Origin of the sequence: Psychrobacter sp. WY6 (assembly GCF_018448495.1) — a bacterium.
GTDB lineage: Bacteria > Pseudomonadota > Gammaproteobacteria > Pseudomonadales > Moraxellaceae > Psychrobacter.
The window spans coordinates 1,037,853-1,053,623 of sequence record NZ_CP049902.1 but is presented as its reverse complement, the minus strand read 5'-3'; the positions used below and the strand labels follow the sequence as shown (position 1 = coordinate 1,053,623).

General features: G+C 44.6%; 10 protein-coding genes and 4 pseudogenes. 8 read left to right on the top strand and 6 right to left on the bottom strand.

Features of this window, described 5'->3' with window-relative positions:
* The first annotated feature begins 27 nt into the window (after positions 1-27).
* Both G7Y90_RS05280 and thiS read left to right on the top strand, forming a co-directional pair.
* A pseudogene (locus G7Y90_RS05280) lies at positions 28-404 on the top strand (DUF423 domain-containing protein).
* Positions 405-541: 137 nt separating this feature from the next.
* Positions 542-742, top strand: a complete 201-nt coding sequence (gene thiS / locus G7Y90_RS05275) for a sulfur carrier protein ThiS (protein WP_250163588.1) — start codon at positions 542-544, stop codon at positions 740-742.
* A gap of 237 nt (positions 743-979) precedes the next feature.
* Here thiS and hpf read toward each other — a convergent pair whose 3' ends face one another.
* On the bottom strand, positions 980-1,348 hold the full coding sequence (gene hpf / locus G7Y90_RS05270; RefSeq protein WP_045443369.1) for a ribosome hibernation-promoting factor, HPF/YfiA family: 369 nt from the start codon (positions 1,346-1,348) through the stop codon (positions 980-982).
* 428 nt (positions 1,349-1,776) lie between these two features.
* Positions 1,777-3,432 (bottom strand): RNA polymerase factor sigma-54, encoded by a 1,656-nt coding sequence (locus G7Y90_RS05265; protein ID WP_250163587.1) that lies wholly within the window; start codon positions 3,430-3,432, stop codon positions 1,777-1,779.
* A gap of 309 nt (positions 3,433-3,741) precedes the next feature.
* On the opposite strand from G7Y90_RS05265, the pseudogene G7Y90_RS05260 reads away from it, so the two are divergent.
* Positions 3,742-4,642, top strand: a pseudogene (locus G7Y90_RS05260) (nitrilase-related carbon-nitrogen hydrolase).
* A 41-nt stretch (positions 4,643-4,683) separates the two neighbouring features.
* On the opposite strand, the gene G7Y90_RS05255 reads toward G7Y90_RS05260, so the two are convergent.
* The 4 genes and pseudogenes from G7Y90_RS05255 to lptM form a co-directional block, all read right to left on the bottom strand.
* Positions 4,684-5,718, bottom strand: coding sequence for a tyrosine recombinase XerC (locus G7Y90_RS05255; RefSeq protein ID WP_502937400.1), 1,035 nt, complete (start codon positions 5,716-5,718; stop codon positions 4,684-4,686).
* A 14-nt stretch (positions 5,719-5,732) separates the two neighbouring features.
* Positions 5,733-6,619: pseudogene (gene dapF, locus G7Y90_RS05250) on the bottom strand (diaminopimelate epimerase).
* A 262-nt stretch (positions 6,620-6,881) separates the two neighbouring features.
* Positions 6,882-8,237: a diaminopimelate decarboxylase gene (lysA, locus tag G7Y90_RS05245; protein ID WP_250163586.1), complete on the bottom strand. Its 1,356-nt coding sequence runs from the start codon at positions 8,235-8,237 to the stop codon at positions 6,882-6,884.
* Positions 8,238-8,330: 93 nt separating this feature from the next.
* Complete coding sequence (gene lptM / locus G7Y90_RS05240) at positions 8,331-8,615, bottom strand: LPS translocon maturation chaperone LptM (protein WP_250163585.1); 285 nt, start codon at positions 8,613-8,615, stop codon at positions 8,331-8,333.
* Positions 8,616-9,286: 671 nt separating this feature from the next.
* On the opposite strand from lptM, the gene G7Y90_RS05235 reads away from it, so the two are divergent.
* From G7Y90_RS05235 to G7Y90_RS05215, 5 genes and pseudogenes are all read left to right on the top strand, one after another.
* On the top strand, positions 9,287-10,519 hold the full coding sequence (locus tag G7Y90_RS05235) for an acetate/propionate family kinase (protein ID WP_055123535.1): 1,233 nt from the start codon (positions 9,287-9,289) through the stop codon (positions 10,517-10,519).
* A gap of 215 nt (positions 10,520-10,734) precedes the next feature.
* A pseudogene (pta, locus tag G7Y90_RS05230) lies at positions 10,735-12,890 on the top strand (phosphate acetyltransferase).
* A gap of 281 nt (positions 12,891-13,171) precedes the next feature.
* Positions 13,172-14,086 (top strand): nicotinate-nicotinamide nucleotide adenylyltransferase, encoded by a 915-nt coding sequence (locus G7Y90_RS05225; protein WP_250163584.1) that lies wholly within the window; start codon positions 13,172-13,174, stop codon positions 14,084-14,086.
* Positions 14,087-14,227: 141 nt separating this feature from the next.
* Positions 14,228-14,641: a ribosome silencing factor gene (gene rsfS, locus G7Y90_RS05220; RefSeq protein ID WP_250163583.1), complete on the top strand. Its 414-nt coding sequence runs from the start codon at positions 14,228-14,230 to the stop codon at positions 14,639-14,641.
* Between the two features lie 225 nt (positions 14,642-14,866).
* On the top strand, positions 14,867-15,649 hold the full coding sequence (locus G7Y90_RS05215; protein WP_250163582.1) for an MOSC domain-containing protein: 783 nt from the start codon (positions 14,867-14,869) through the stop codon (positions 15,647-15,649).
* Positions 15,650-15,771: the final 122 nt, after the last annotated feature.

Sequence of the window (15,771 nt, the reverse complement as noted above, 5' to 3'; positions counted from 1 at the left end):
GTAGTTTTTAGATAATACGAGTTTGTCATGTTAAATTGGATAGGTATTTCGGCGATCAATATGGCCATCGCCGTCGCTTTAGGGGCGTTTGGGGCGCATGGGCTAAAAAACATCGCCAGTGCTCAACAACTCGAATGGTGGCACACTGCAACACTTTATTTGTTTATACATGCGCTGGGTTTATTACTGGTTGGTCTGTTTATTCGCATGAAATATGCTACTAAATCACTGCATGGCTATTACAAATTGGCATTATCATATTTGCTGGTAGCTTATATGCGATGACACTTGGCGCACCACTTTGGTTTGGCGCGATCACGCCTATTGGAGGCGTACTAATGATTGCAGGTTGGCTATGGCTAGCAGTGTCATCATTTAAGATGAACAAATTGGTCGCAAAATAACCAATCGATCAAACAATAAGTAAGTTGCACTCTATAGCGTATCCTCATTTTGAAAATGGAGCTAAAAATGAGGATACGCCTTAGTACGCACAATTAATACGCACAAAAGGATAAAAAATTATTAAGGAGTATATTTTATGAGTACCGTTATCGTTAATGGTAAGAAACTACAGACTACCCATCAGACCGTGCAATTGGTCATCAATGAGCTTGGTCTTAGCCAAGGTCGTTATGCAGTAGAAGTCGATGGTGAACTGATTCCAAAGAGTGAGCTTGCTCAATTAAGTATCGCTGAAGGTATGAATATCGAAGTGGTACAAGCAGTCGGTGGTGGCTAATTAGCCAAAATAATGATCTGTTGATTTGAAAATGAATGTGCTTAAAGAAATGTATTTAAAGATGAGTTCTTAAAAAATAATTGCTCATAAAAAAGACCTCAACGTAGCAAACGTTCGAGGTCTTTTTCCGTTTTAGGCAATGTCATTTAGAGATCTCTAAAAATGTGGCTACTTATACTATTTATTATTTCATCAGCCAGTAATCATTAACCTTTAAATACCCTAAACTCTATAACATTAAACTGCTGGAGCAGCATCGTCTGTCATCAGCTCTTCATAGCGTCCATCACGCCCAGCACCCTGAGTCTTTTTGCTCTCCAACTTGGTTTTGTACTTGCGTACTTGTCTATCAAGTTTGTCTGCCATCTCGTTAATGGCTTTATACATATCATCGTCAAGCGCTTGGACAAACATCTCTTTACCCGAGACTCGCATAATCGCTTCAGCCTTATGGCTCTTTATAGCACCGCTGTTATCTAATGATAAAATGACTTGAATACTTTGAATTTGATCAAAATGACGACCAATTTTATCAAGTTTTTCTTGAACAGCTGCGTTCATAGCGTCGGTAACACTGATATGGTGACCACTGATAGAAACATTCATATTGTTGTCCTTTTATTATGACTTACATTGTTGCCTACGTTGTTGCTTGCGTTGTTACTTACAATCAACAGATGAGCCAGCATTCCTGCTTTTTCACCCTGCCTTACCAACAATGAATGGTGTGTCTTTATTGATCAGCGCCTTTAGTAATCGATACTTTTAGCAAAAATCGAACGTGTCCTTTCGTTGTCATTTTGATTAATGAGATAAGTAAATACGCTAAATCGACACTTAGATTTCGTTGTTGGTATGACTCTAATTTGTCATGAATATCGAATAGTAGCAAGACAGTAAAGTGTAATTAAATGTAATAAAAACGGTTGTTTCCTCAATGTTTCTATATAATCAGAAAATTTTATTTTTTATATTTATCAAGAAATATATTAGCGATAGCACTATTTTTCTCTTAACTCATTGAATTGTGACATTTAATATTTCTGTTTACGCTGAGTAGACGAGCCAATATTCATTGCTTCACGATATTTGGCCACGGTTCTTCTGGCAATATCGATACCTTCGGATAATAAACAATCTTTTATGCGACTATCAGATAATGGCTTTTTGGCATTTTCATCGGCTATCAATTGCTTAATCATGGCGCTAATGGCAGTCGATGAAATATCGCCGTCGGTACTGCTGACATGAGATGAAAAGAAATGTTTGAGTGAAAATAATCCCTGCGGCGTCAAAATTGTTTTACTGGTGGTTAGACGCGAGACGGTCGATTCGTGCAAATCCACTTCTTCCGCAATGGCTTTTAGGATGAGCGGTTGCATGGCAGTCGCGCCATGCTGCAAGAACTCTTGCTGATAACGCACGATACTGGTTGCCACTTTTAATAAGTTTTGATTGCGCTCTTCAATACTACGAATAAACAAGCGGGCATCGGTGAGGTTTTCACGCAGATATTGATTGTCGGGGCTGTCATCACCGCGCTTCACCAAATTGGCATATTCTTGATTGACTCTTAGCTTTGGCATGGTGTCAGGATTGAGGCGCACATACCAGCCGTCCTCATGCGTCGATGTATCTGAACTCGTCTGACTCTGATGGTGACGTATAGGCGTGACCAAAACATCAGGAATATCATAGCTGGCTGGCGACTGAGTATAGTCTGGTTGACTGCTTTGAAACAGCAATCCAGGTGACGGATTCAAGGTACGCAGCAAGTTAAGCGCGGGGGTAATCTGTGTAGGCGCGAGTCCAGTCCGCTCAGTCAATGCTTTAATGTTATTGCTCACCAAATGCTCACTGGCTGACAATAATGCTTGCGCTTCTTTTAGATGGTCAGTATTTGCATCGAGCTTGGACAACTGAATCACTAGGCACTCACTGAGATTTCGCGCCCCGACACCCAGCGGATCGCAAGACTGAATAACACGTAAAACAGCCATGACTTCATCGTGCTCAACAGACTCTTCCCATTGATAAAAACTTGCCATCGTATCGAAGCTTTGCAACAGCTCATCGATATCAAGCCGCACAAAACCCATGTCATCCATAGAATCCATCAGATAGGTTGCAATCAACATGTCCGCTTCTGAGAGATGCTTAAAGTTCAGCTGCCAGCGCACATGGTCTTGTATGGTGGCAGAAGTGCCGCCTTGATAACTATCAAAATCCTCGTCACTTTTGCTCCCCGAACTGCTCGGCGTAGATGCATAGTTGCTGCTATCAACACTATTTTCAAAGCTACTATAGTCGTCACTATCCATCGTATGATTGTCTATGGCACCATCATCGATACTGGCTTGCTGTAATTTGTCCAAGCTGTCACTAAAGTCTTCATCTGGTTCAGAGGTATGGGTATTACTCTCAGAGGTTACGCTAAATGAGTCAATATCAGTACTCTGGTTCCAGCTATCAAGTGTCAATGACTCATCTACTCTATCGCCGCTGCCATAATCGTATTCATCTTCATCATCCTCAATACGTTCAAGCAATGGATTACTATCCAGCTTGGCCTGAACTTCTTGCGCAAGCTCAAGACTAGAGAGTTGCAGCAATTTAATGGCTTGCTGCATTTGCGGGGTCAGTTTTTGTGAGGTGCTCAGCGTGGTCGCCAATCCGAAAGACATACTCATGGGTGGCTTATTACACTCCGATACTGGTGATAGTCTATATATGTTGCCACTTAAAGTAGCGAGTTAACGTTATCAGGACATGACGATAGCATTTTTCGTGGCAATTTTGCTATGATAATTTATAGACGGCCAAATACGTTTATTGCTCTCTACTTATAAAACCCTATAAATTTGACCGTTTTAGCATGAACCGCTAAACAACAAACAAATCTTGTTGATAATAATAAGGCTATATAAAAAACACAAGGTACATGATCCAAAACCTTCGAGCCAATTGAATCACTCTTAACATTAACCGAGAATAATACGATGAATGACCAAGCAAATAAACCGCACCTTGTCACTGCTGCGATTCAAATGAATAGCCAGCAAGACATCGAAAAAAACGTAGCGGCTATAAAATCTGCCATCAGCGATGCCAGTCATCAAGGTGCTCACCTTGTTGTCTTACCTGAAAACTGCTGTAGCATGGGCGAGCAATTTGCCACCGCAGAGCGCTTTGATGCGCTATCAGCGACGATAGCAAACTATGCCAGTACTTACGGTGTCTATGTGCTGGCAGGCTCACTGCCCTGCCTTTATCGCCCTGATGGCGTCATCGTGCCTGATGGCAGACTGCGCCAAGTCAGTCCAACTATTTGCCCCTGATGGCACGCGAGTGGCACGCTATGACAAAATTCACCTATTCACGGCGACGGTAGCAGATAAACATGGCAGCTATAATGAAGCGGCGACGTTTGAGCCCGGCACACAGACTGTAGTTGCAACAGTAGAGAGTGATCATGCTGCCTATCAGCTCGGTATGATGATTTGCTTTGATTTGCGTTTTCCCGCATTGGCACAGCGCTTACGTCAAGCAGGCGCTGATCTATTAAGTGCGCCATCGGCATTTACTTATTTAACGGGGCAAGCACACTGGTCGCTGTTACTTCGCGCGCGGGCGTTAGACAGTCAGTGCATGGTCGTTGGCTCAGCACAAGGCGGCGACCATGTTTATAAAAACGGTGATATCCGCCAAACGTGGGGGCATACCACTATCACAGCTTTTGATGGCACAATTATTAACAGCTATGATGCAAGTGCACTAGATAAAACCACGGGTAACGAAAAAAACCAAGATTATGCTATGGTATTGGCAACCTTAGATAAACAAAATCAACAGCAAGGCCGCCAAAAAATGCCTATTTTTGATTGTCATCGTTTGGCGTAAGTCAGTTTCAATACTGAATAGTAAGTATTGAATATCGAATGTTAGGTAGTATTTTTTTCAGTCCGTGTATGAGTCGCGCGCGGATGAGCGCGATCATAGACTTGTGTGAGTTTAGCAAAATCGACATGAGTATAAATTTGCGTGGTACTGATATCGCTATGCCCAAGCATTTCTTGCACCGCGCGCAAATCACCACTGCCCGACAGCATGTGCGAGGCAAAACAATGACGCAATAGATGCGGATACATATTTTGTGCGATGCCGGCACGGGTAGCCGCAACTTTGAGACGCTGCTGCACTGCCCGTGTTGATAAACGCGTACCTAGTTTTTCACTAATAAATAATGCGCTGTCCATTTGCTCCACCCACAGATTACGATGCGGTAGATAACGGCTAATCGCTTCTGCTGCCTTGACACCTAACGGCACCAAACGCGTTTTATTACCCTTACCTGTCACACGCACGCGCAGGTCTGACAAATCCACATCGACCATATCCAACGCGACCAACTCACCTACGCGCAGACCGCTGCTGTATAGTAATTCAAACATCGCTTTATCACGTAGCCATAGGCGCGCTTGTTCGGGTGTGTCAGGCATCTCTTGGTCAAGCAGCTGAGTGAGCAAATCAACATCAGCAATAGACGGCAGCGGTCGAGGACTACGTTTGAGCTGATAGCCAGTCGTTGGGTTAATACGTGCCAAGTTCTCTTCTATCAACCAGCCATAAAAATGGCGAATGGCTGACAGCTCTTGCTGGACGCTAGCAAGTGCGAGCTTGTCTTCATCCAAGCGTTGGCTGATATGCTGGGCTAATTGGCGCTTATCGCAGCGCGTCCACGTCAGGCATTTCCCACGTAAAAATAGCGCCAATTGGTTCAGTCCTGCAAAATAAGCGGTCAACGTATGCGGCGAGTGATTGCGCACCGACAAGACATTAAGCCAACGATGCACGGGCGCTAACAAATCACGTAATGCAGCATCCGACTCTATAGCCGCGGCGTGCTCGACTGATAGCCATGCTTTTGCCTCAGAATCTGAGGTAGGCTCCATCGTATGATTGTTTTTATTGGACATAGCCCTATTATCCATTAGCCTTCTGGATTGGGCTTGATGCCCGCTTGTGCCATCAGACCATCTGGGCTAAATACGCCTTCGTAAACAAAGGCGGTCGGACCGGTCATCATCACTGAATAACCCGGCTGCCATTTGATGATCATACTGCCACCATAAAGCTGCGCACGCACGTCTTCGCCTTCATCGAGCCAGCCCTCACGGATACCAACCGCTACTGCGGCACAAGCGCCAGTACCACAGGCTTGTGTCTCGCCGACACCGCGCTCATAGACACGCAGACGAATGTGACGCTGGTTCATCACTTGCATAAAGCCGACATTGACGCGGTCGGGAAAGGCGGGATGCGATTCGATGGCTTTGCCCAAGGTTCAACGTCGGCATCGAGCACGTTATCAACTTTGATAACCGCATGCGGGTTACCCATATTGGCAACATAAAGCTGTACAGGAGTGCCATTTACATCGAGATGATAGGCGTTTTGGATTTTGGTTGTGGCTCTGGGGGTAAAAGGAATCTCGCTTGGTTCAAATTTCGGCTTACCCATATCGACTTCGACCCAGCCATAACGATCAGTGGTCAATGAAATGATGCCGCTTGCCGTTTCAACACGCAAACGCTGTTTAAATGAAAGTTTACGCGCTTGCACAAAACGGGCAAAACAGCGCGCACCATTACCGCACTGCTCAACTTCTGACCCATCAGCATTAAAAATGCGATAACTAAAATCAACGTCAGGACGCATCGGTGGCTCAACGACGAGCAGCTGATCAAAGCCAATACCCAAATGACGGTCACCCAGTAACTGTACCAAATCCTTGGTCAAATCTAAGCGCTGAGTCACCAAATCGATGACCATAAAATCATTGCCCAGACCATGCATCTTCGTAAATTCTATTAGCATATCCTTGTTATCCTATCCTATTTTTATGTATGGCTTATCTTAGCACGCTGTCAGATACAATCATAACTATCACCGCTATCAAATACTAAGTTAACACGATGCTAAATCCACCTTGTACAGCCAAACTGATATCTCTCATTAGAGCAGGCCATAAAAAAGCCCATCATCATAAAGACAATGGGCTTTTTATTTAGGGCATGCCCTCAATCTAAACGAAAACGCCTAAATGGGCTAAAAATGGCTAAATCTGTTGGTCATCGATTTATTTACCTTGCCACAATACTTCGTCTGCATATAACGCTTCAATAATTTCGCGTTTGCGAATCAGTTGATGGTTATCATCGGCGACCATTACTTCACTAGCACGCGGGCGTGAATTATAATTGCTACTCATGGTAAAGCCGTACGCACCAGCGCCTGTGATTGCTAAAACATCGCCTGCCGCGAGCGACAATAAACGGTCTTTCGCTAAAAAATCACCCGTTTCGCAAATAGCGCCAACGATATCCCATGGCTGTGTGCCATCAGTGTCGATGCCATTATCAGGCAAGACACTTGGAATGACTGCCATTTCAGCTTGATATAACGCCGGACGAATCAAGTCATTCATTGCTGCGTCAACAATGGCAAAGTTCTTATGTTCCGTTGGTTTGAGTACATCAACCTTGGTCAATAATATCCCAGCATTTGCCACAATACTGCGACCCGGCTCAAAGAATACCGTTAAGCCAAGCTCGCTAAGTTTCGGTAATAAAGCTTGGGCAAACTCGTCGATAGATACTGGCGTCTCATCGATATAACGCACACCCAAACCACCGCCCAAATCGATATGACGCAGCTCAATACCTTTATCACGTAGGTTGTGTATCAGCTCAATCACTTTATCTAAAGCTGCTACAAATGGCGCAACTTCAGTCAACTGCGAGCCAATATGACAGTCAATACCGACGATATCAATATGGGATAACTGCGCCGCTTGCTCATAGACGGCAACCGCGTCTTCGTGGGTGATACCAAATTTATTGTCTTTTAACCCTGTTGAGATATACGGATGCGTCTTGGCATCGACATTAGGATTAACCCGTAATGAAATTGGCGCAGGTTTATCCAATTTCTGTGCCACATCATTAATCAAAGTCAGCTCGCTGATTGACTCAACGTTAAAACAACCAATACCTTGGTTAAGCGCATATTCAATATCGCTATAGGTTTTGCCGACGCCTGAGAATACCACACGCGAAGCAGCACCACCTGCCGCCAATACGCGCATGAGCTCGCCACGAGAGACGATGTCAAATCCTGCCCCTGCTTGCGCCAATATACCAAGTACCGCAAGATTAGAATTGGCTTTTACAGCATAACAAATCTGGTGCGTTAAACTGGCAAAGCTATCGCTATAAGCTTGATAGACATCCAAAATGGCTTGTTTTGAGTAGACATAACAAGGCGTACCATAGTGTTTAACCACATCATCAATACTCACCTGCTCCATATACAATGCACCATCGCGATAATCTAGCGCGGGTAAATGGGCGGTTAAAGCTTGAGGATTAACATACAAGCCTTGCTCAGTTTGGATCGTGACAGATTCGCCAGTTTGTTGCTCAGAATGACTCATATAAACATCTCTAATTTCATCAGGTTATCAAAGTTAAAAAATCTTAGGGTACACACCGAAATCTCGTTGACGGCATTGAGTTTTTAATAAAAATCAATAATCATTAGGGTCTTCACTGGGTTCCGGTAGCTTAAAACCATCCATTTCTTGATGATCATCATCTTGTGTCGAATAGGTACTACCCTGTATGTCAGCGCTATCCGTAGCTCCTTGAACCGTCTGGCTACTAGCGTCGGCGAGGTATAGATTGCCTTTTTGACCGCAACCCGTCAAACCCAGCATCATCACCCCACTGATAATAAAAGTGGAGATAACACGGCGACCAAGATCAGCGACATTAGTGTACTCAGTTTTCGAAAAGCGGTTAATAGTAAACATAGAATAGAGAACCTGTGACTTTGCAATGGCATGAGGATGATAAAAAACACGAGTCATAAAGGCGATAGATCAAACCCTATAGACAGCTAAACAAAAGCTATCGCCATCGCTAAAAAATGACAATATTACTGCTTTGGATAATAGCATTATTAATATGTGTGTGCATACTGAATATCCCTAATCAATAAATTTGGACGAGTTTGGTTTTGCTAAGCTTTACTAGACTGTGCGACTGCCATTTACTAAGCGAGCGTTGATACTAGTGGTCTTAATGTATCGCTATAATGGTAAAACAGCCCATTATATTTACTTAGACAAATTTTCTTACAATTTATTATGAGCTATTATATTTGGCTGTAGCAGCCGACAAACCCTAGCGACACTCGGTGTACAGTTGTATTGTCTATACCACATTCTCTTGATTTAACCCTTATAGTTATCGTGGTATAGCCATAAAACTATGGTACATTATGTGTAGACCTTGCGACTGTGTTGAGGCGCTAGCATGCGACTTAACAAGCACTGATCAATAGTGCCAGCCCAAGAGTGACCAGAATCAGCAATGTACTTGCTTGACCTATGTCGGCATGGATGCGGCTGGTTTTTGTTTATTCAACCGGTACTCGTCTGTGATGAGTCACCCTTTACAAAATACAATCTAAGGACAGAGTATGAGCGCCAGCCTAACCACCACTTTTGATGACAAAAATACCGAAACATCGAACCTAATCAATCCCACTTTAGTCCTCAACTGCGGTTCCTCATCTATCAAATACGCGCTGATTAGCGAAGACAATTCTATTCGTATCACTGGTTTGGCCGAAAACTTAGGACTCGATACTGCTCGTATCAAACACACGACGTTGAATGGTGATAAGCTGGAAATCTCTATCTCAGGTGGTCGTCATCAGTTAGCATTACAAAAAATTCTTGAGCTATTAGAACAGTATCATTTCATCGCCGTTGGTCATCGTGTGGTTCATGGTGGCCGTGAGTACTCTGCAGCGGTCCGTGTCGATGAGCATGTACTGGACGAAGTAAAACGCTTAAAAATACTCGCGCCCCTGCATAACCCTGCCCATGCTTTAGGTATCGAAGCGGTACAGGCGATTTATCCTGATATTCCTCAAGTCGTCGTCTTTGATACAGCCTTTCACCAAACCATGCCTCCTGTTGCTTTTCGCTACCCACTACCAAAAGCCCTATACGAAGAACACAAAATCCGCCGTTATGGCTTTCATGGTACGTCTCATGCCTATGTCTCAGAGCGTGCCAGTGAAATTACTGAGTCTAAAGGCCCACATGGTTGGCTTACAGCGCATCTGGGCAACGGCTGCTCGGCGACTGCCGTTTATGATGGCAAAAGTTTCGATACCAGCATGGGTCTGACCCCGCTTGAAGGGCTCATGATGGGTACGCGTAGTGGTGATGTTGACCCAAGTCTACACATACACCTAAAGCGCCAGCTCGGTATGAGCTTGGAAGAGATTGATGCCATGCTCAATAATGAAAGTGGTCTATTGGGTGTCTCAGGCTTGTCCAATGATTTACGTACCGTCGAACAAGCGGCGAACGAAGGTCACGCAGATGCCAAGCTCGCTATCGAGATGTTCTGTTACCGCGTCGGTAAATATCTTGCCAGCTTAAGCTGCGCGTTACCAGAATTCACAGGCATTGTCTTTACGGGCGGTATCGGCGAAAACTCAGTCACCACCCGTACCAGTATCTTAGAAGTGATGCGTCATTTCGGCATAAAAGTAGACGCTGACAAAAATGCGAGCTTGTTTGGTGGTAGCGAAGGCAGCTTCCACGCAGACGATAGCAGCATTGAGCTATGGGTTGTGCCAACTGATGAAGAGTGCCGTATTGCTCAAGAAACACGTGAAGCATTGGGCTTACTCTAAGCTCAATGCTTTTTATAAGTTGCTTATATTATAAGTTACTTGTGATTTTCTCATAAGCTTTTAGTCGTCTTATAAGCTTTTATTCATTAGACGTGTTAAGTTATTTTTTTGCCCAGCGCTTCTTATACATAGCCTATGATGAGAAGCGCGACGTTTTACTCATTCCAGCAAGGATGAAGTGAGCTTTAAAAATATAATAAACCGTAGGATACTTTATGCAAACCATTTTACTAGTTCCCATCAGCCGTGGTATCGGCGTAACGTCAGCAGCGCTTGGATTGATTCGCGCTCTTGATTACAACGGTATCAAAGCGGGCTTTATGAAGCCATTTTTGCAAGATGATACACTTGATAAGCAAAACAGTTTAGACAGCTCAAGCGCGTTAGCAATGCATGCTTTTGGTCTGACGCCACCTAAATCTATCAGTCGGCAGCGTGTTGAGCGTATGATCGGTGATGGTAACCTTGATGACTTGATGGAAGAAGTGGTCGTCAATTATCATACTCTTGGCGATGATTATGATGTGGTGATCTGTGAAGGCTTAGTACCGACCACAGAAACCTCTTATGCCCACAAATCAACCGTGCGATTGCTCATGCGTTAGATGCTAGAATCATCTTTGTTAGCACCGCTGATACCAGTAAACCAGCCTATCTGGCTGATAAGCTTGACGTTCACGCTCGTGAGTTTGGCGGCATCGCCCATGAGCGTACGCTCGGCGCGATTTTGATGCGTGTACATGACTTGCCAAATGCGCAAAGCACTGTAGAAAATCAAATCGTTGCCCCTGGTGAAGCGGTTGTGAGTTTAGATGACGGCTTTATGCAAGAAGTCCAGCGCCTATCACCGCATTTTAATACTGATGCGTTCCGTTTAATCGGGGTGGTGCCATTCAGTGATTCACTGTCCGTGCCTCGTACGTGGGATATCGCCACTGAGCTGGATGCCAAATGGCTTAATGTCGGTGAAGCTAAGTCACGCCGTATTAACCGCATTAGCCTAACCGCACGCTCGGTCGCACGCGTCGATGAGGTGTTTAAACGTGGCACCCTTATCGTCGTACCGGGCGATCGAGATGATTTACTATTAGCAGCAGGTTTGGCTTGTATCAACGGTATCCCGCTGGCAGGATTGGTATTAACTGGCGGCGTCGAGCCGAGTGCAACCGTCGCTGAGCTATGGCAATCTGCCCTCAAAACAGGCATCCCTGTCATGAGTGTCGAAAGCGACAGCTATGAGACCGTACAGAGCCTCATGCACATGAGCGCAGAGATTCCAAGTGATGATACTGAACGTGCTGAAGAAGTGGCTCGTTATGTCGCCGCCCATTTAAATCTTAGCTGGATTAAAGACTATTTTAGTCAAAATCATGAGCCGCGCCTCTCACCATCTGCATTCCGTCATCAAGTGGTTAAAAAAGCACAAGACGCCAAAAAACGCATCGTGCTACCAGAGGGTTCTGAGCCGCGTACCGTTGAAGCCGCTTGTATCTGTCAAAGCCGCGGTATCGCCAACTGTGTACTACTCGCTAAGCGTAGCGATGTCGAGCAAGTGGCTAAAAATCTCGACTTAGTTTTACCTGAAGGTCTTGAAATAATTGACCCCGACACGCTTGATATGAGCAAGTATATCGCTGCAGTGGTCGAACGCCGTAAAGGTAAAACCAGCGCAGAAGTCGCGGCTGAATACTTAAAAGACACCGTATATCTAGGCACGACCATGCTACAGATGGACGAAGTCGACGGCCTCGTTTCTGGCGCGATTCATACCACTGCCAATACTGTCCGTCCAGCGTTTCAGTTGATTAAGACCGCACCGCAATACTCGCTCGTATCATCAGTATTTTTTATGCTGCTGCCTGAGCAAGTGGTGGTCTACGGTGACTGTGCCATTAATCCTGATCCAAATGCCGAAGAACTGGCTGAGATTGCCATTCAATCAGCACAGTCTGCTGCTGCCTTCGGTATTGATCCAAAAGTCGCGATGATTAGCTATTCTACAGGCTCATCAGGAACTGGCGCAGATGTCGAAAAAGTCACTCGTGCGACCCAAATCGTCCGCGAGCGTGCGCCACACCTAAAAGTCGATGGGCCGCTACAGTATGACGCCGCTTCTGTCATGAGCGTCGGCAAGCAAAAAGCGCCTGACTCACCGGTTGCTGGGCAAGCCAATGTCTTTATTTTCCCAGACCTCAATACGGGCAATACCACTTATAAAGCCGTACAACGTAGCGCCAATGTAGTGAGTGTTGGCCCAATGCTGCAAGGTTTGAATAAGCCAGTAAACGACTTGTCTCGCGGAGCCTTGGTCGATGATATTATCTACACCATCGCCCTTACCGCTATTCAAGCTCATAGCGACGCGATTTAATTGCATTAAAATGTAGGACTAATTGCGCTATAGGTAACCGACTATCAACATGATGGTCGGTTTTTTATTGGCTATGTTCATGACTGACTTTTTAAAACGTTTTCCTTACGGATAGTTAAGCACTCATTTTACCTAGTATTTCAGCGCTTTTAATGACAGATGCTCGCTTGCCCTCTACAATAGCGCTACCATTGAAGCATTTAACCTAAAAAGGTCAGCTGATAAAAGGGTAAAATGCATCAACGACAACGTGCCTCTTATCTATTTTTACGCATTTATTTATGCCAAATACCAGCAAAAATCCTCAAAAAAATACACCTGCGCCAGCCATTCGTGCTTATCTTGGCGGCTCATTTGATCCCGTACATGATGGTCATCTGCAAATGGCGATGACTGTTTATCAACGTTTGCTACCGATAGCCAAGCAGCAACAGCGCACGCTGCACGTGTCACTATTGCCCAATGCGCGCTCTCCCTTTAAAGAAAAAAGTACAGATCCTAAACACCGTCTGGCGATGTTAAAGCTTGCGACACTCAACACACCGCTACAAATTAATGAGCTTGAGCTGTGGCAAACACCGCCTGTTTATACCATCGATAGTGTACGCACGTTGCGCCAGCGTTATCCGTATGACAGTCTAATATTCATTATCGGTATGGATAGCGCGCTGAGTTTGAGCAAATGGAAAAACGGTTTAGAGCTTACGGATTACGTCAATCTTTGGGTGTTTAATCGTGATGACTTGTCTGATATTAATAATAAAAATAATCGCCTGTTGGCAACCACGTCTCATTGCGCGAACAAAACGTTAGGCACGCAGGATACGATGAACTTGCACATCCAATTACCTGCGCAGCTGCAATCTTTACGCATCGATGCGCCTATTGATTTATTACCGCCCACCTCTCAAGCATCGACCAATAGCCGTCTCTTGAAAAACACCCATCAAGGCCACATTTATATAGACTCGCATCCTATCGCCACGATATCCAGTACACAGATACGCCAACAGTTGCAGCCGACGGAAAATCGATCGAATATAATGTCCGCAGCGGCAAGGCAAATGACATCTATCGCACCAATAAATGATATCATAGACAATACTGCACCCAATCCATTAGCTAAATGGCTAAATCCTGCTGTTTATCAATATATTATCGCCCATCAGCTATATTCTGCTGCTCAATTCCGTTAAAATCGCCTTATCTTTGTCATTTTGCCCATCCAGTCTCTACAGCTGACTGGCGACATCTAGTCCATTCGACAATGCCAACGCATGCAAATTGACGATTTACCTTTTTATTTTTAATATTGACGATTCAAGAGATCAAAATTTATGACCAACACCATGACTGAAGAACGCTTAAAAGAATGCTTAGCCGTTGTTGAGACCGCTCTAGATGATATGAAAGCGAAGAACATCACCGTAATGAATGTAGAAGATTTGACTGACGTAACCGAACGCATCGTTATCGCTGACGGTACTTCTAAGCGCCATGTACGCGCGATGGCTGACAATGTCGGCGCTGAAGCGAAGCAAGCGGGCTTTATGCCACTTGGTCGCGAAGGCGGTATCGACTCTGACTGGACATTGATTGATCTGGGCGCTGTCGTCGTGCATGTAATGACGCCGCAAGCCCGTGAGTTCTATGACTTAGAAAGTCTATGGTCATCACCTGAGCAATTGGCTGAGCTGGTCGCTGTACCGCGTGAAAAGAAAACCGCTGGTCGCCGCAATAAAAATAAATAATTTTATTTATTTTTATAACGCTGTGAAAACCAAAAAGACCAGATATCTATTCTGGTCTTTTTTTGTCTAAAATTTACCGTTCTAATACCCTTTCACCTACTGCTAAATTTTAAGCGGCTGAATGCTTAGCATTAGATGAATGATTAAGCTAAGATAATACGCATTATTAATACCAGTATTAAAGTAGCCTCTCCCCTAATAAATCCCTATAGATTAGGAAAACCTATGAGCTTAGAACCTATAAATATAGCAACGCTAACATCTTCTACCCCAAAAAATGTAGCCGACTTTAACCAAACCCTGCCGCTACATATCGCCAATCTAACCTGCGTCCGCGCTGGCAAAGCCATGCCATTCACCCGTGAGCAACTAAGTGCCATCGATAAAGCGCCAATTAACGCACCTGTCGCGGTCAATTTCATGGGACTGATCACTGATGAGCAAGCCGATCGCAAGCATCATGGCGGCCCACTAAAAGCTGTGCATCAACTGGCACCTGCAACTTATGAGAGGATCAATACAGAATTTGGTCTAAAAGTCCGCGTTGGTACGCTGGGCGAAAACCTCACGACCGAAGCCGTTAATGGTCTACCTGAAATGACTGAGTCCACCGTTTGTATTGGTGACGTTTTTGAATATGGTGATACGGCTACTAGTACGGATGATGTTGATAATTTACAACTGCGTATCGTTCAACCGCGACGCCCCTGCTACAAAATCAACGACCAAATCGGACAATTTACCAGAGTGCCAAATATCGCGGCATGGGTCAGCAAACAAGGTATCGCTGGTTGGTACTTCAAAGTGGTGCGTGATGGCATGATTAGCGCTGATTGGCCCGTCTATTTAATCGAACGTCCCTATCCGTTTGCCACGCTTGAAAAGTTATGGCAACTGGCTAATGCTAAAGAGAAATATGATGCCGAAGTAATTGAGCCGTGGCTGTCGATTGAGTGCTTGGAAGAGAGTTGGAAAAAGGTGTTGGCGAAGAAGATTCGCAAGAATTAAAAAAGCTTTCAAAGATATCTCGACCTCATCTACCTACTATCAATAAAAAAATAAAGGCAAGTATAGTCAATCCTATATAAATCAGATACGGTGTCAGGCTCGCTTAGTCTACTATTTGTAGT